This is a genomic window from Emticicia aquatica (assembly GCF_923079645.1).
Lineage (GTDB): Bacteria > Bacteroidota > Bacteroidia > Cytophagales > Spirosomataceae > Emticicia > Emticicia aquatica.
Genome location: NZ_CAKLPY010000002.1, coordinates 703,752 through 721,654 on the forward strand (window position 1 = coordinate 703,752; position 17,903 = coordinate 721,654).

Annotated in this window: 13 protein-coding genes; 5 read left to right on the forward strand and 8 right to left on the reverse strand. The window is 36.4% G+C overall.

Annotation, left to right across the window (positions count from 1 at the left end):
- Positions 1-9 precede the first annotated feature (9 nt).
- From MJQ71_RS12660 to MJQ71_RS12680, 5 genes are all read right to left on the reverse strand, one after another.
- Positions 10-1,476 (reverse strand): SusD/RagB family nutrient-binding outer membrane lipoprotein, encoded by a 1,467-nt coding sequence (locus tag MJQ71_RS12660; protein ID WP_238806992.1) that lies wholly within the window; start codon positions 1,474-1,476, stop codon positions 10-12.
- Between the two features lie 96 nt (positions 1,477-1,572).
- Positions 1,573-4,737: a SusC/RagA family TonB-linked outer membrane protein gene (locus MJQ71_RS12665; protein ID WP_238806993.1), complete on the reverse strand. Its 3,165-nt coding sequence runs from the start codon at positions 4,735-4,737 to the stop codon at positions 1,573-1,575.
- An 863-nt stretch (positions 4,738-5,600) separates the two neighbouring features.
- Positions 5,601-7,217: a DUF8832 domain-containing protein gene (locus MJQ71_RS12670; RefSeq protein ID WP_238806994.1), complete on the reverse strand. Its 1,617-nt coding sequence runs from the start codon at positions 7,215-7,217 to the stop codon at positions 5,601-5,603.
- A 34-nt stretch (positions 7,218-7,251) separates the two neighbouring features.
- Positions 7,252-8,475: a hypothetical protein gene (locus MJQ71_RS12675; RefSeq protein ID WP_238806995.1), complete on the reverse strand. Its 1,224-nt coding sequence runs from the start codon at positions 8,473-8,475 to the stop codon at positions 7,252-7,254.
- A 68-nt stretch (positions 8,476-8,543) separates the two neighbouring features.
- A complete protein-coding gene (locus tag MJQ71_RS12680; RefSeq protein ID WP_238806996.1) occupies positions 8,544-9,047 on the reverse strand; it encodes a methylated-DNA--[protein]-cysteine S-methyltransferase in 504 nt (167 codons plus the stop codon).
- 169 nt (positions 9,048-9,216) lie between these two features.
- On the opposite strand from MJQ71_RS12680, the gene ubiE reads away from it, so the two are divergent.
- The 5 genes from ubiE to serA all read left to right on the forward strand — a co-directional run bounded on the left by ubiE (position 9,217) and on the right by serA (position 13,669).
- Entirely contained in the window at positions 9,217-9,942 is a 726-nt protein-coding gene (ubiE, locus tag MJQ71_RS12685; protein ID WP_238806997.1) for a bifunctional demethylmenaquinone methyltransferase/2-methoxy-6-polyprenyl-1,4-benzoquinol methylase UbiE, read from the forward strand.
- A 26-nt stretch (positions 9,943-9,968) separates the two neighbouring features.
- A complete protein-coding gene (gene porT, locus MJQ71_RS12690) occupies positions 9,969-10,703 on the forward strand; it encodes a type IX secretion/gliding motility protein PorT/SprT (protein ID WP_238806998.1) in 735 nt (244 codons plus the stop codon).
- A gap of 35 nt (positions 10,704-10,738) precedes the next feature.
- A complete protein-coding gene (gene yidD / locus MJQ71_RS12695; RefSeq protein ID WP_238806999.1) occupies positions 10,739-10,951 on the forward strand; it encodes a membrane protein insertion efficiency factor YidD in 213 nt (70 codons plus the stop codon).
- Between the two features lie 247 nt (positions 10,952-11,198).
- Positions 11,199-11,723, forward strand: a complete 525-nt coding sequence (locus tag MJQ71_RS12700) for a YfiT family bacillithiol transferase (RefSeq protein ID WP_238807000.1) — start codon at positions 11,199-11,201, stop codon at positions 11,721-11,723.
- A 56-nt stretch (positions 11,724-11,779) separates the two neighbouring features.
- The gene (gene serA / locus MJQ71_RS12705) at positions 11,780-13,669 is read left to right on the forward strand and encodes a phosphoglycerate dehydrogenase (RefSeq protein WP_238807001.1); all 1,890 of its coding nucleotides are present in this window, start codon (positions 11,780-11,782) and stop codon (positions 13,667-13,669) included.
- Positions 13,670-13,760: 91 nt separating this feature from the next.
- On the opposite strand, the gene MJQ71_RS12710 is transcribed toward serA, so the two are convergent.
- From MJQ71_RS12710 to MJQ71_RS12720, 3 genes are all read right to left on the reverse strand, one after another.
- Positions 13,761-15,065, reverse strand: coding sequence for a TolC family protein (locus tag MJQ71_RS12710; protein WP_238807002.1), 1,305 nt, complete (start codon positions 15,063-15,065; stop codon positions 13,761-13,763).
- A gap of 76 nt (positions 15,066-15,141) precedes the next feature.
- On the reverse strand, positions 15,142-16,743 hold the full coding sequence (locus MJQ71_RS12715) for a DHA2 family efflux MFS transporter permease subunit (RefSeq protein WP_238807003.1): 1,602 nt from the start codon (positions 16,741-16,743) through the stop codon (positions 15,142-15,144).
- A gap of 51 nt (positions 16,744-16,794) precedes the next feature.
- Positions 16,795-17,838 carry an HlyD family secretion protein gene (locus tag MJQ71_RS12720; RefSeq protein WP_238807004.1) on the reverse strand — a complete coding sequence of 348 codons (1,044 nt, stop codon included), beginning with the start codon at positions 17,836-17,838 and terminating at the stop codon, positions 16,795-16,797.
- Between the last annotated feature and the right edge of the window lie 65 nt (positions 17,839-17,903).

Below are 17,903 nucleotides of genomic sequence, written 5' to 3' on the forward strand. Positions count from 1 at the left end.
CAAATCGACTTATTCTGTCCACCAGAGTTTGGTTTTCATATTATCTGTTCCATTAATTTTGATTCCTTCATCAAGTTTTGCTTTATTCAAAGAATATTCGGTAGTTGGATAAGGTAAACGAGTTGGAATTATTCCATCATTTTCAAAAACCGCTCTTGGGTCCCTTGGAGAAAATTTAGGAAATCCCGTACGGCGATATTCCGTCCAAGCTTCAACTCCTTGTCCAAAAAGAGCAATCCATTTTTGTTCGATAATTTTTTCTTTTGAAATTGTACCGACAGTCGTCAAATATTCAGTTGGTGTTGTAAGTCCAAATTGTGCAAACGAAGCATCAATTCCTTTTTTGAAATAATCAGTCGAGGTAGCATCAATATCTCCATCAAAAGCCGCTTCGGCTAAAATGAATTGCAATTCACTATAAGTCATAATCACACTCGGAGCATTTGCTTTTGTAAAGTAATCGGTCAAGACCGAAGCCGAACTCAAGTAAGTAGTTGCAATAGCATCAGGAAGACCATTGGGAATTCCTTCGTAAGAACCAGCTTTATTTTTGGTAGCAAAAACACCCAAACGAGTATCACCCAAAGCCGTCAATTTATCCACGATAGTTTTGCTCATGCTCCAGTCAGTACGGCTACCGATAATCATTACTTCGTGCCATTCGTTATTGCTCGGACGAGTATTTGTATTGGCTAAAAGGGCATTATCAGCATTGCTCGTAAAAATTGGGTATTTTGTAGCATCTGAAAGAATTTCTTTCATAATTGCTTTAGATTCAGCCGATTTTTTTGCTGCCTGACGATTTGCTAAACGTAGTCTAAGTGAATTAGCAAATTTTTTCCATTTCAAAATATCACCGTTATAAACAATATCACCTGCAATTGCTGGCCCACCAACAGTAAGTTTTTCGTTCGCAAGTTTCAAATCGTTCAGGATTCCAGCATAAACTTTATCCATCGAATCGTATGAAGGCGTATAAATTGGTGTTGCATCCGTTCCTTTTAATGATTCAGAATATGGAATTGCTCCGTATAAATCCGTCAAAAGTGAAAAAGTCCACGAACGCATTACTAATGCAATTCCTTCATAATTTTTATTCGGGTTCTTGCCTTTTTCGCCAGTTTCAGTAATAATTCTTTGGAAATTTAATAGACCTTCATTATAGAGCGATTTCCAAGTATTGTTATAAAAAGTAGGCGTAATGCCGTAATTATCTCCTTCATTTGAATAAATATTACGGGCTAAATATTGAATCCAGAGCATTGCTCCATCTAAATTGAGGCGTTCAAAACGAGTATTTCCACCCCAATATCTATCAACAGCTTTCTCGACAGCATACGGAAAAAGATACTGAGCTCCAATAGCAGTAGGATTGTTAGGGTCAGTGTTCATTTCATCAAAGTCATTTGTACATGAACTTATTGATGAAAATAAACCTATAAATACGAATGAATATATAATTTTATTGAGTTTCATATCTGTCAGATTTTTAGGTTAATTTTTGCTTTTGACGATTAGCACTTATTGCATGAAATTATTATTTGCAAAAAGCTAATTGTTAAAAACTAAGTACTAAAAGCTAATTGAAAGGTTTGCACCAACGCTTCTTGAATTTGGTAATTCGCCGTAAGCAAAACCTTGTTGATTTGCTCCAAAACGGTCAACTTCGGGGTCAATATGTGGTGTATTTTTGAACAAAATAGCTAAGTTTCTACCAACAATCGACAGTTTCGCATTTTGCAAATGAAGTTTCGCTAAAACTGATTTTGGAATACTATACCCAAATGAAACCTCACGTAGCTTAACATAAGAACCATCAAAAATAGCTGCTTCGTGGTAACGACGTGGGTTGTTATAGCCAATCAATTGGTTGGTTGCAACGATTACATCGTTTGGCACATATTGTGGATTTTCAGTTGTTCCGATATTCATTACCCCTTTACCGATAATTCCTTCTTCACGACCAACCGCTGTTTCTGCATATTGACCAGTCCAACGAGCAGTGCCTGTTCCTTCATCGAAGAAATCGCCACCCATTTTAACATCAATCAAAGTCATCAAAGAGAATTTCTTGTAAGTGAAAGTATTTGTGATACCACCCATCCATTTTGGTTGAATGTTTCCAAGAATTTTAGGTGTTGTTTCTACAACTGGGAGACCCTTGGCATAAATAATTTGTCCATCAGGTGCGTGTTTGAAACCAATTCCAAATAAAGAACCGTATGGCATTCCAACTTGAGCAATTGAAGTCAAACCACGACGCTCTTGCAACGTATAAGTGGTTAAGCCTTCGGCTAATTCGATAACTTTATTGCGGTTACGAGAATAGTTTAAACCAATATCCCATTTAAAACCATCTGCTTCGATTACTTTTCCAGTAAACATAATCTCAATACCTTGATTGGTAATTTGACCTGCATTCAGAATACGTTTGTCGTAACCACTTCCTTTTGAGATTTCTACACCTAAAATTTGGTTTTTTGTCGATTGGTTGTAATAAGTAAAGTCTAAACCGAATCGGTTTTTAAAGAATCTCAAATCAACACCAAGCTCAACACCAGTAGTTATCTCAGGTTTTAAAGTAGAGTTTGAAATCGTTAAGTTTTCGTAATATTCAGGCAATGAACTATTCCATGAACCGCCCGAACGGAACGTTTGACTTAATTGATATGGGTCAGCGTCGTTTCCTACTTGAGCCCAACTTGCTCTTACTTTTCCGTAAGAAAGAACCGTTTTAGGATAATTGATTAAATCTGAAATGACTGCACTCGCAGAAACTGAAGGATAAAAATAAGAACGTGCATTAGAAGGTAATGTACTCGACCAATCATTACGAGCGGTTGCTTCCAAAAATAAAGCATTCAAATAACCCAATTGCATTGAGCCATAAACACTTTGTACTGCTGATTTCTCGATACGGCTCTCGATTGAGTTTTGACTTGGATTTGAATTAGCCAAGTTATATACACCATCTACAACTAATTCGCCAACGTTTGCAAAATTTCGTTTATAATAATTGATTCTTTGAGCTGCTCCAGCCGTAACGACTAGGTTCAAATCTTTTGTAATCGCTTTGTCGTAAGTTAAAAGTGCATCATGGTTAGTTTCTTGGCGGCGTAAAACTTCTTCCGAATATCGTCCTGGAGTTTGATTGCCATTACGAACTCTTTCAAAATTTACTATATTTATACGTGTATCCGACCAAATATCAGTACCACTCCTGAGCATTAACTTTAATTCGGGAGAAATAGTAAAGTTTAAAGCTACATTGCCAACCAAACGGTCTTTTTCATTCGTATAAGGGAGTTTTTCACTCAAGAAAATTGGATTAGTGAAAAAAGTATGCTGCCAATTGGCTGGGTCATTGTCTGGCAATTTACCAGCAACTGCTCTTTGGATATGAACACCCGAATAATCACGCCAGTTTGCCAATTGGTCCCAAGAAACATGGCGATGAGACCAGATAAATTGGTCGCCACTTTGGTAAGTTCGATTACCTCCAGATTTTACATATTCAGCCGAAACTACTGCTGTCAAAAACTTAGAAACTTTGTAATTAGAATTAATTTTAAAGTTATTTCTGTAGAAATCATTGAAAGCCATTAGACCTTTTTGGTCAAGACGACCTAAGCTCAATCTGAAACTACCTTTATCGTTTCCGCCAGATAATGCAATATTATTGGTCAATGTTGTACCTGTTTGCCAATACTCATCCCAGTTGTTGGGTTGTGGAGTTAAAGGAGCCACATCCTTACCTGTAAACCATTGTCTTACCAAACGACCATCCATTGGAGCTCCCCAGCTTTCATCCGTTCCTTCAGTTCCAGTGGTTTTACCTGGATTAACAAAGCCATACGCTGCTTTGTATTGGTCATAGGCATCGGGCGTAATGGTACCACTCCAACCGTCAGAATACCAAGTTGTATAGCCTGAGCCGCCACCATAAGTATTTTGGAAATTAGGTTTTACCAACGGACGCTCCGCCGTAAAATTTGAATTATATTCTATACCCAAACCTTTTGTTCCACCACCATCTTTAGTCGTAATCAAAATTACGCCATTGGCAGCCCGTGAACCGTACAATGCTGCTGCATTTGGCCCTTTTAGAACAGAAATTTCTTTGATATTATCAGGACTGACTTCTGAAATACCGCCACCAAATTGTTTGTCAAATTGTTGCTGAATCGGCACTCCATCGACTACAATGAGTGGTTGATTATTTCCCGAAACAGAAGAAGCACCACGAATCTGAATAGTTGAACCACTTCCAGGCCCTCCGTTGCTACTAATTCTTACACCAGCAACTTTTCCTGAAAGAGCATTGGCCACATTGTTTGAGCGGGCTTCAACTAAACCTTCACCTTTAAGTTCTTGTTGTGAGTATCCCAATGATTTTTTCTCTCTCGAAATACCAAGAGCCGTAACAACCACTTCATTTAATACTTTATTATCAGGCAATAAAGTAATCTCGAACACGCTTTTATTATCTATTTTAATATCAGTCGTTGCATATCCAATTGCACTAATTGTAAGAAAAGTAGCATTCGCAGGAGTTTTTAATGAAAACTTTCCATTTGCATCAGTCACAGTTCCAAAGACAGTTCCTTTAACGGTAACGGTAGTTCCAGGCAATACGCCTTCGCTTTCGGAGTTCACTACACCAGTAATGACTTTTTCTTGGGCCATTATCGCTGAGGATAAAAGCAGACAAATCAATAAGTAGAAGTTCTTCATCATACAATCTCGGTTTATAGTTAGTTTGTTGGGGCTTCCCTTTTCAACCGAGTTATTACAAGACTCCGACCGCTCGGTTTTGTAATAATCGGTCTAAAGGGAAATTATAGGGTCCAGTTTGGATAAAGTGTCTCTTCAAGCCAAAATTCTAAACACGAATAGAAAATTTGGCATCATTACATTAAAAATTCAGTTTCAAGATTCGATGGTTTCCTTTCCATCATTTTAAGATTGAATGAACAATTTTGTTCACTTCAAACCCGCATTTTAAGCGTAGTATTTATAAGGTTCAAGTGTTCCCATTATTGCGGTCGGAAAAGAAACACTTGTTGAAGACTTGTTGTACTTATCTAAGATTAGATGATTAAAAGTAGTGCGTTCAAATTGAATAAAAAAATTTTTCTCAAAAAAAAATTAATATATATTAAAAATAATTAATTTATTAAAACAATTCATTTGAAAAATACAATTAATAGGCTTTTTACAATAAAATATCATATTTACACTTAATCCAGACTCAACAAGCACTATGTTTCATTTTTTAACAAAATACCCTTAAAATATTTAATTACTAAAAATATTGGTTAATAATTTGAGTGTTTTGATTTTATTTTATTGATAATATTAAAATATAAGTATAAAAAACTTTAAACTTATACAGACATTTTTATTGTAATATTCCAATATTAAGTATTTTTACTTATACGTATTAATTATTGTTTTTAAAGAGAAAAAATACTAATATTCAATAAAAAAAGGCATGATTAAAGACCTAAATCTTAAATCATGCCTCAATATTAAAAAGTCAACTTATTCTATATACAAACAATAATTTAGCTAGAAAATAGCATAAGAACTTTCAATGCTTAAATCACTTTCGCATCAAAAACTCCCGTCAGAATCTTTCCTTCACGTTTAACTTGTACCCAAATTCGATAGTTGCCCGCTTTCGGAAAAACATAAGGAAAAGCCACTTCACCACTATGATGCCCGTTAGATTCGTGTTTCATATTTCCCATCAAAAACTTATCTCGTTCCGTTTCAGTCATTGCTTGTAATTTTGATAAAACATTATCGACGCTATCTTTAAAACGCTTTGGGTTATTCAAATTTGGTCGAACATTGATTGTAGCATCAATTCTATTTTGCATCACTTGTACGGCTGTCGTCGAAAAAGTGCCATTCGGGTGTAAATGAATATAAACAGAGCCATCATCTTTGATAACAGCTGCGTGTCCCATCATTCCCAAATAAGTTTGCAATTCAGCTGGTTTTCCATCGGGTGCGACCACCGAAAACTTCAAATCATAGACTTTACCCATTTGTAACTGCTCATTAGGTTTTTCGTTCCAAACAATACTTGAGCCATCTTGCAGTTTTGTTTTAACACCTGGCGTACCACAAATAGTAATCGTAGTATTTTCTTGGTCAGATAACTGTTTATTGATGGCATTCGTAACAACAAATGTATCATCCGAATCGCCCGAAAATGTTGGCATTAAATTTACTTTTGGCGGTGATGGAATCTCAACTGTATCAGTAATTGTATTTTGTAAGCTATGAAAACGCAAAACATCGGCATAAATCAAGTATTTTCCACCAGGCATATTTGGCAAAGGAGCTTCAAATGTAATACTATCTTTCCGAGAAGGGTGAAGATGGGCGAAAACATCCATCGAACCTTCTTTTACTAAAAACAAGTGCATTAATTTTCCATGGTCGGGAATAATAAAACTGGTCAATCGTCCTTTCACGGAAGCCGTATCAATCTTAAAACTCAATATTCGTTGTCCGTTCGCAAAACTAATTTTTGAAGTAGCTGTATAAGGCTGATACATAAAACGCTGATAATTAGCCGATTCAGAATTCCACCACATATTTCCACCAAATAAAATTAGCCCACAGAAAGAGGCTCCAATAGTTGAACCAATCAAACGTCTTTTTTTGGTGCTTTCATTTGCTGCTTGTCCAACTTTTAGCAAACTATCGCCTGTGCTTGCTCCAATAATTGTGGTCATAATTCCAATCAAAAGCAGAGCTAATCCTGCCAAAATCCAACCGAGTGAACTTGGCAATTGTCGTTGAGCTGTTGATAAGGCAGCAATTGGAATCAATACATCACCTTTTCCCCTCGCCCCTTCGATTGTTACTTTCACACTAGCTGCACCACTTTCCATGAGCCAAATTTTACCTTCATATTTTCCTATTTCGGTCAAAATTCCTTCATCCGAACGAGGCGAACCTTCATCTCCAGTCCAATAAAAAATAGGACTCATTTTCACGCTAGTAATATCATTTCCATCAACCATTACCGACACTTTGGCTGTTCCTGGAATTACGTCGGGTGGCTCAACATATACTTGTACTTGATAATTGCCCGCTTTTCCTTCATGCACTACACCTGCACTTCCAATATGAGCTAATGCAAAGATTGGCGTCAGTAGAACAAGTATAATTTTGCCTAAACTTGATTTTATATTCATTCTATTTTGATTCTTTAAATATGTTTTTCAATTGTTAGCGTTGCAGTTGTTTCATCCAATTTCCCCAAGCAAGTCCAATTCTTGATGAAACAACACTAAAAAGTATGGCAAAACCCATTCCTTCTGCCCAAGCACTCAAACTAATATCATTACGAGGACTGAATTTGAAACGATATTCCCAATCGGCATCATTCTGAAACGACCAAGAATTACTTCCCCAAAACCAATTACGAGCCAAAGGAGATTCATGAAGAAATGTTCCAAAAGGATAATGTGATACAAACAACACAAACAGATAAGTAAAACCTAAAATCAAAGCCAAAATCCAGTCATTCATTGCCGAAAACTTTTCTCGCAACCAATCAACCGCAAAGGCTGGAATAAACAATAACAACGGAAAACCTAAGGTTTGATAAGTAGTAATTTTATTATGAATTGGCCCTAACAACGGTTCAGCAGGCAGTAACCTTAAAACAGCATTAACTACCCAATGAAAAAACAAAAAAATCAGACAAATATAGGTTGCCCCCCATTTCTTTCCAGAAGCTCGGCCTGTTGCTAATAATATAAACGGAAAAGCAATACTTGCTACTTGATAAAAATCAGGTCGGTGCATTGCCCAACGCCCTAAAGGTTCGGATAGAAAAGTAAAAATAGATGTTATAAAAAAAGCGGCCGTCGTAATGAACAGCCATTGAAGGCGATTGAAACGATTGGCATTTTCTGAAGCCGAAAGCGTTACAATTGCTTCTTTACGATTCATAAATGCCAAAACAGCAACCATTGCTCCCATTTGAACACTCATTAATCCCAATAATAAAACCGTGTGTGGTGGAGAAAGGATTTCTACATCAAGTCCATAAGTATTGTGCCACCAATCATCAAACGGTGCTGATGTAAGCGAAGCAATTCCGCCCCAAATACAAAAAAGACCACCCAAAGAACTATAAAAAATACCCCAAAAATTGACCATTTTACCTTTCTCGACCAATGTTCCCCAAAAAGAAGTTTTGAGAACTTGATAGCCCGAAAAAATCCCAGCAGTAGCTGCTCCTACATAAACCACCACATGTGGTGCCGAAAACAGTCCGTCACGCCCAATGCTCATGTGCCAAGCAATATCCCACAAAATACCCAAAATAACGCACATCGAAGCAATCACACTTATATATACATAAAGTGGAATTTCCAGTAAGAATTTTGATGTTGAAGAAAAAGATTTTTCAGTTGTAATCGGCTGGTTAATAGCTGTTTCCATAGATATTTATTTGATTTATTGATAAGACAGATAAACACATTTTTACCCCTAACATTTGGAAATATATTTTAAAATAACTCAAGTTGCTCTTGTTTTGGTAAAGAACCTTCGTGCCGTAAAAGCCATTCTTTTCGCCAAAGGTCACCACCATAACCAACCAAACTTCCATCTGAACCTATCACGCGGTGACAAGGCAAAATTATCGTCAAAGGATTACATCCATTGGCAGTTCCAACTGCTCTGATAGCTTTTTCATTGCCAATTCGACGGGAAAGTTCAAGGTAAGAAACAGTTTTTCCATATGGAATTGTTTTGAGACTTTCCCAAACTGTTCGTTGAAAATCGGTTCCTTGTGCAAGCATTGGAATATCAAAATCTTTCAATTTTCCTGCAAAATAAGCATCAAATTGCTTTATACATTCATCAATTATGGGCGAATTTTCGGGTGTTTCTTCTAATTGTCGGCTTGGTTTTTTCTGAGCTTCTCGAAATAAAACGTGTGTTAAATACAAATCACTTGCCGAAATTTCTAAAATGCCAATCGGTGATGAATAATATTTGGTGTATTGCATAAATTAATCCGTTCTTTTTTAAAAGGCTTGATTTTTCAAATATACAAAAAACTATGCTTGAAAAACTTTTCTGATAATCAATCAGTTATAAAATAGTAATTGTAATTTTGCAGACTTATTGAAATACCTTTTAAAATATGAACGATGTTAAAAATCGTTCCGCAAATATATGGTTGTACCTTACAAAGAAAAAGACAGCAGCAAACGTGAACAAATTGCCGAAATGTTCGACAATGTTTCACCAAAATATGATTTTTTGAATCACCTTTTAAGTGGTGGAATTGATTTTTGGTGGCGAAAAAAAGCCATTTCATTGTTGCGTGCCGAAAAGCCACAGTTGATTTTGGATATTGCTACTGGAACGGGCGACTTGGCTGTTGAAGCAGTTAAACAATTGAAACCCGAAAAAGTAATTGGTGTTGATATTTCGGAAGGAATGTTGTCATTTGGTCGTGAAAAAATGAAAAAACTCGGTTTAGAAAATAAAATCGAATTACAAATGGGCGATTCTGAGAAATTGCAATTTGAAAACAATACTTTCGATGCCGTTATCGTTTCTTTTGGAGTACGTAACTTTGAAAATCTCGAAAAAGGTTTAACGGATATGTGTCGAGTTACCAAATCAGGCGGAACTTGCATGGTAATGGAATTTTCAAATCCAAAAACGCCTGTTATCAAGCAATTATATTGGTTTTACAATGCCACCATATTGCCTTTTATCGGTCGATTAGTCTCAAATGATAGTTCAGCTTACAGCTATTTACCCGAATCTGTGAAAGCTTTTCCAGAAGGGAATGATTTCTTAGCGGTTTTTGAAAAAGCAGGATTCCGTCAAACAAAATGTATTCCTCTTACTTTTGGTGTTTGCTCAATTTATATCGGTAAAAAGCCATAAAATTTGATTGTTTTACTAAAAAGCTCATGAAAAACGCTCCTTTAGCTCAATTAAGCCTTAGATTGTTTATATTGATAATGCTTTCACAAAGCGTATTTGCTCAACAAACTCGCCGTCATTTTCAAGCAGATTACGATGCAAAAGCAGTAAAATTTGGTTATTTCTTGGGTTTAACGAATACTTATTTTAATGTAAAATTTAATAATTATTTTGTCAATAAAGACAATTATTATGGCATTACTTCTCCACCCACTTTTGGGATAAAAATGGGTGGTTTAGCTAATATTAGGCTGAATGATTATTTCGATTTTAGGGTATTACCAACAGTAGCTATTTATGGCCGAAGACTTGAATATCACTACATAAATGTTGATTTAGCAGCCGATGACCCAAATAAGTTTGGAGAAAAAACTGAGCTTCGTGAAACAGCATGGTTTGAAATTCCTTTAATGTTTAAGTATAAATCCGAAAGGCGTGGCAATGTCAGAATGTATGTTTTTGGAGGCCTTCGTTACGGTGTAGAAACCAATGCAGTAAACCGCCGCAGAAGACAGCAATTTGCTACAAAAGGCAATGATTTTAGCATAGAATACGGTACAGGAATTGAGTTTTTTAGAGAATATTTCAAGTTTGCTCCCGAAATTCATTTTTCTCATGGATTACACAACCTCGTTGACCCTGTCAATAATATAGGAACGCCGCTTGCTGGGGTGGATAAATTAACTACGCATACCATTACTTTATACGTACTTTTTGAATAAAAATTGACCGAATTAGGCAATTAGCAATCAGCTCCATGAAATACGTCGCTATTTTTCTTGTAAGACTTTACCAAGCAGGTATTTCCCCGTGGTTTCCGCCTTCGTGTCGTTATACACCAACTTGTTCACAATATGCCGTTGAAGCTCTTCAAAAGCATGGTTTTATTAAAGGATTTGTGCTTGCAGCCAAACGCTTTGCTCGCTGCCATCCATGGAGTTCCACTCATGGACATGACCCTGTACCTTGATAGAAATAATGAATTAAGTTTTAAAGATTAACGATAAAAAAAACCAATTGTATTTTTTATTATGTAACCATTCACTTCAGATTTTCAAATTGCTTTTTCATTAATAAGCCAAATAATCTTTCAATTTTAGGATTTTTTAAAGAACTTTCTTCACTATTTATCTATTTATCTAAAATCAAATGTCATTCTGATTTGTTCTTGTGAAATAGTCCGTAAATTTGGTTTTACAACAAAACTTTTCTCGGCAATGACACTCGAACAACGCCAATATCCCATCGGAAAATGGAAAGTAAAAAAGAGCTATACTGACAAAGAAATCGAAAGAAATATCGGTATCATTGAAAAGTATCCTGCTAAGTATAAACGGCTTACCAAAAAACTTCCTAACGAAGATTTGGAAAAACAATACCGTGAAGGAGCATGGAATGTTCGTCAACTATTGACGCACATCTCAGATATGCACATCTTGCATTATGCTCGTTTCAAGCAAGCACTTAGCGATGAAAATCCCGTTGGTTTTGTAGCTAACATTAATGCGTGGAATAGTACTTCCGAAATATCCAGTATACCTCCAGCCGATACAATATTGCTCCTCGAAGCTACACATAAACGTTGGGCTTTTTTGATGAGAAATATGTCAGCAAATGATTTTGACAAAACTTTTTATCATTCACTTCGTCAAATCAACCTGACACTGGCACAAGCCCTCAGTATGGCTGCTTGGCACACCAAACATCATTTTGAACATATCAAAATTGCATTGCAAGAATAAATTTATAAATTTTCATTTAAAATAAATTCCTCTTTTAAGCTTTAGGGGGTAGTTTCATGAATAACACCTATTATATCATAGATTTCGATAGCACTTTTACGAAAGTAGAAGGCCTCGACGAATTAGCCAATATTGCCTTAGCGGGCAGTGCCAATCAAGAAAAAGTAGTGGGTCAAATAAGAAGTTTGACCGACCAAGGAATGAATGGTGAAATTACTTTTTCGGAAGCTCTCAGCCGTAGAATTGAATTGTTGAAAGCCAATCGTTCGCACATTGATAAATTAGTAGATTTTCTTCATACCCAAGTATCAGAATCTTTTCAAAGAAACGAAAAATTCTTGCGAGAATATGCCGACCACATTCTGATAGTTTCTGGTGGATTTAAAGAATTTATTGTGCCGATTGTTACGTCATTGGGTATCAAAGAAAGCAACGTATATGCTAATACTTTTGTATTTGATGCAGAAGACAATATCATTGGTGTTGACCAAAATAATGTACTTGCCCACGAAAAAGGAAAAGTAAAGCTTTTAGCTTCGCTCAATCTTGATGGAGATATTTATGCCATTGGCGATGGTTACACTGATTATGAACTACGTGTATCAGGCTTGGCTAATCGTTTTTATGCTTTTACAGAAAATGTTGAGCGTGAAAAAGTTACCTCAAAGGCCGACCATATTGTACCATCATTGGATGAGTTTTTGTATTTGAATAAACTTCCTCGCAGTCAATCATATCCGAAAAGCAGAATCAAGGTTTTATTGCTTGAAAATGTACATTCAGTTGCAATTGAAGCATTCAAACGTGAAGGTTTTGATGTCGAAACCCATAAAGGGGCAATGGACGAAGACGAGTTATCAGAAAAAATCAAAGGCGTTTCTATTTTAGGGCTTCGTTCAAAAACAAATTTGACGAAAAAAGTTCTAGAAAATGCCGACAAACTCATCACAGTTGGTGCTTTTTGTATCGGTACAAATCAAATCGACCTTAAAACTTGTACCGAAAAAGGAATTGCCGTTTTCAATGCACCATACAGCAACACTCGCTCAGTTGTTGAATTAGCTATCGGCGAAATGATTTTATTGATTCGTAATGTAGTTACGAAAAGCAATCAAATGCACGCTGGCAAATGGGATAAATCAGCCAATAATAGTTTTGAAGTTCGTGGAAAAAAATTAGGCCTAATTGGCTACGGACATATCGGCACACAGCTTTCAGTTATTGGAGAAGCACTTGGTATGGAAATTTATTTCTACGATATAGTTGATAAAATGCCAATCGGTAACGCAAAAAAATGCCGTTCATTGGAAGAAGTTTTGCGAGTTTCGGATGTTGTAAGTATGCACATTGATGGTCGTAAAGAAAACACCAATGTATTTGGGAAACGTGAGTTTGATATGATGAAAGAAGGGGTTATTTTCATGAATCTTGCTCGTGGCCACGTTGTGGATGTTCCTGCTTTGGTAGAAGCCATTAAATCGGGAAAAGTAGCTGGTGCAGGCGTAGATGTTTTCCCTTACGAACCAAAAACAAACAGCGAACCATTTGAAAACGAATTACGTGGTTTGCCAAATGTAATTTTAACACCACACATTGGCGGAAGTACTGAAGAAGCTCAAGAAGGCATCGGACTTTATGTACCAGAGCGATTGTTAGAATACATGAATAATGGTAGCACCACAGGCAGTGTTAATTTCCCTGAAGTACAATTGCCACTGTTGCGTGAGTCGCATCGTTTATTGCATATTCATAAAAATGTACCTGGAATTTTGGCTAAAATCAACAATATTTTTGCAAAACATCACATCAATATTATTGGTCAATACCTCAAAACCAACGAAACAATTGGCTATGTAATTATGGATATTAGCAAAGGTTATACCGACGAATTTGTACAAGAAATCAGAGATATTGACGAAACCATTCGTTTCAGAATGTTGTATTGATAATTCTTTCAAATCATAAAAAAATACCTCTCCTTCAATCGAAAGAGAGGTATTTTGCTTTTTCACCAAACCTTAAATCACTTTTTCATTCTTACCAAAACTTTACACCAGACAATCGACCGATTTCGAGTTTTGCTAAAAGTGCTTGATAATCATATTGTAACAAACTAAATTTTGCTTCTTCTAAACCTGTTTCGGCTGCTTGAATTTCAACAGGTGTACTAACACCACTCGTTAAGCGAACTTTTGCCAGTTTTAAACTATATTCTGCTTGATAAATATTACTCGCTGCTAATTCCTTCTTCTGACTCGCAACTTTTATATCGTTATAAGCATTCTCAAGGTCACGGCTGATTTGCACTTTTTGCGATTCTGTACTTTGTTTAGCTGCATCAAAGTTTATTTTGGCAATTTGAGTATTATAAAAACCACGTTTTCCTGTATAAATCGGAATCGTTAATTTTACACCTAATAATGAATTAGGTCGTAAAATTGCAATATCGGGCAAATAGCCATTTCGCACACCAATTGCTGCATTTGCAGCTAATTGAGGCAAGCTACTTAAACTTGATATTTTGACTTCTTGAGCTAAAATACCTTCTTTAGATGTTAAAAACTTCAAATCAACATTATTCTGAATCGCTTCATTATAAGCACTTTGCATATCAGTTTTAGCATATATAAACTGAAGTTCAGCATTGGCAGGAATCATTTTGCGAGCATCCGAACCAATTAATGAACTCATGAAAATATACTGTTTTTCAAGTTGCCCTTGAAGGTCAATTAGACGAATCTCTGCATTTTTATAACGCACTTGTACTTGAACAGCATCGTAATCTAAAGCGTCGCCACTTTTAATTCTATCGGCAATAATTTTTCCGTTTTCTTGTACCAACTTCAATTGGTCTTGTTGAACAATAATCGCTTTTTGTAAATAAATTATTCCATAATACAACTGTGCTACTTGATAGGCCAAAGTGTGTTTCAAAGCCTCAATTCCTCCACTTTGTTGCTGAATTTCGAGGAGTGTTTTCTGAATTCCTGCCTTAAACCTACCCCAATCATAAATAACATACGAAGCCCCAACGCTTGCATTATAGTTATTATGTGGCTGAAATTGAATTGTGCGGGGTTCTCCATTAACTGGCAAAGTAGCCTTAGCAATCGGGTCAACACGTGAATAACTCAAATCGCCGCTTACTTGAGGTTTCAAACCTGACTCTTGAACCTTAATTCTATAATCGCCAACAGCCAAAAGTTGTTGTTGTTCTTTCACACGTGGCGAGTATTCTAACGCTTGCTTGATGAGTTGCGTAAGTACCTGTTCGTTGTTTTGTGCGAGTACTAATTGACTCGAAAACAAGCAGATAATTATTAATATTTTATTGCTTTTCATAAATATATATGAGATTTTGATACGAATAGATTTTTTTAATCTATTTTCTAAAAACTGTTACATGAAAAATATAGAATTAGTGAGCCTCCGCCGCTGCTTTTGCTGCTGCGGCAATTTCTTCGGGACTTTTCTTTTTACCTTTTAATAACACTACCAAAGGCAATACGCAAAGAAAAAATACTGAAACAATCCTGAATGTATCCAAATAAGCCAAGAAATAAGATTGGCGGTCGAGTAAAAGCTCTAATTGGCGATACGCTTGCGTAGTAGCTTGTGTAATATCCCCCGAACGAGCCATGAAGCCCATTTTTATTGCATTGAATTTTTCAACAAATAAAGGATTATTAGGCGTGTAATTTGACACTAAATCAGAGCGATGCTGGGCGTATTGCTGCGTAACATAGTTATTGGCTAATGCAATGCCAAATGCACCTCCAAGCTGACGAATCATATTTGTGAGCGAAATTCCGGCACCAAATTCACTTGGTTTTAAACCTGCAACTGACGCATTAATCAATGGCAATTGCAACATTACTGTTCCCAAACCTCGCATCAATTGTATAGGATAGAAATCCCAACGCCCCATATCTGCTGTGGCAGTTCCACTGTAAAAGCCAAAGAATGCAAAAATTAAAATTCCAGCAATCACAAACGGAATTGGCGATGCACCTGATGACATTCTTTTTCCCAAAATAGGAAATAATGGCAAAATGGTTAAAGTAGGAAAAAGCAAAGAAAGGCCCGTTTCATAAGGCGTAAATCCGTTAATCCGTTGAACCATTACGGGATAAACAAAAACAGATGTAAACAATCCTACGCCTGAAACAAGCACAAAAATCGACGAAAAAGCAAAGTTCCGATTGGCAAATACCTTTAAATTTACAACTGGGTGCTCCGTATTTAATTCTCGACTAATAAAACCAACGATTCCGAGAGCAGCCAAAAGTGCCATCACTGAAATTTCTTTTGATTGAAACCAATCTTTAGATTCGCCTTTTTCGAGAATATATTGCAAAGAGCCAATACCTACAATAAGCAAGATTATTCCGAAATAATCAATCGTTATATTTGCCTTATTTTTCCCTTCACCCTCTTTTCTCGGTACATATAAAATCGTCAGTACAGTTGCGATAATACAAATTGGCACATTGATAAAGAATATATCTCCCCAAGAAAAATTATCAACAATATAGCCACCCACACTCGGCCCAAGCGTCGGGCCAAGTACGATTCCCATACCAAAAAGCCCCGAAGCCATACCTCGTTCTTTTCCTGGAAAAGCATCGAATAAAATAGCTTGTGAAGTAGAAAGCAAGGCCCCACCTCCAATACCTTGTACGAATCGCCAAAAAACTAACTCCCAAAGCGTATCCGAATTTCCGCATAAATACGACGCAATACCAAACAAAATCATTGACGCCAAATAATAGTTTTTCCGACCAAAATATTCACCCAAAAATCCTGTCATCGGAATCACAATTACGTTGGCAATTGCATAAGACGTAATTACCCAAGCAATATCTTCAATTGTTGCACCAAGCGAACCCGAAATCTGATTCAAAGCCACATTGACAATTGTCGTATCAAGCAACTCCATTACAGCAGCGGTTACGGTTGTCAAAACAATGATGAACCGTGCTGCCCCAATTGGTGTTTTTGTATTTCCTTTATTTTCCATGAAAATCATAATTGCATTATTCCCCAGCAATCGAGGGTTTATGCAAACCCCTTATTTAACTTTCACTTCAGCTTCTAAACTCATTCCAGAACGTAGTTTATCACGTAGTTTTTCAACGCCTTCAATCGAAATTTTTACTGGAATTTTTTGAGTAACTTTCACAAAGTTTCCGCTTGCATTATCTGGTGGAAGTAAAGCATACTTAGCCCCAGTTGCATCCGAAAAATCAGCAATTTTGCCTTTTAAGTCTAATTCAGGGTAAGCATCCAACGTAATTTTAACTTCTTGTCCAATCGCCAAACGTCTGATCTGTGTTTCTTTAAAATTGGCAACAACCCAATAAAGTGAATCCTGAACGATAGTAGCTAATGTTTGCCCTGGTTGAACAAACTGCCCTGGTTCAACACTTTTTCGACCAATCTTGCCATTTTCGGTTGCATAAATTTTCGAGTATGTCAGACGCAATTTTTGTTGGTCAATTTTGGCTCTTTGTACCGCCAAAGCCGCTTCAGCCTTATGAAGATTTGCCACCAAAATATCTAAACGAGACTTTGAAGCTGCAACATCTTGTCCTTGTCCTTCATATTGTGCTGCCAAAATTTCTAAATTAGCTTTACTATCATCCGTTTGACGCTTCGTAATGGCATTATCTGCATATAATTTTGCGTCACGTTCTGCATCTTTTTGAGCTTTTTCTTTACGCAAAATCGTTGCCTTCAAGTTTGATTCTGCCGCTCCGATAGTCATATTTGTATTTTTGATGCTCGCTTTGGCATTTTCTACATCAGTCAACATTTGCACATACATTGCTTCCATTTCGGCAAGAGCTAATTGTTGTTCACGGTCATCAATATCAACCAACAATTGACCTTTTTTTACCTCTTCAAAATCTTTCATATTTACCGCATTTACATAGCCACCAACTCTTGGCACAACTGGCACGGTATAAGTCTCGATTTGAGCATTTTCGGTCGTTTCATACATTTGGTTATACTTGTATTTATTGTAAGCATAACTCGCTGCCCCAATTACAATCAGTAATAAAATGATACGAGGGATGTAATTTTTGAATGATTTTTTTTGTGGAGTTCCCATTTTTTAAATTCTTTTCAGTAAATAAGTTTTGCCTTAACTGAAATTTTTGGTTTGTAAATATTAAT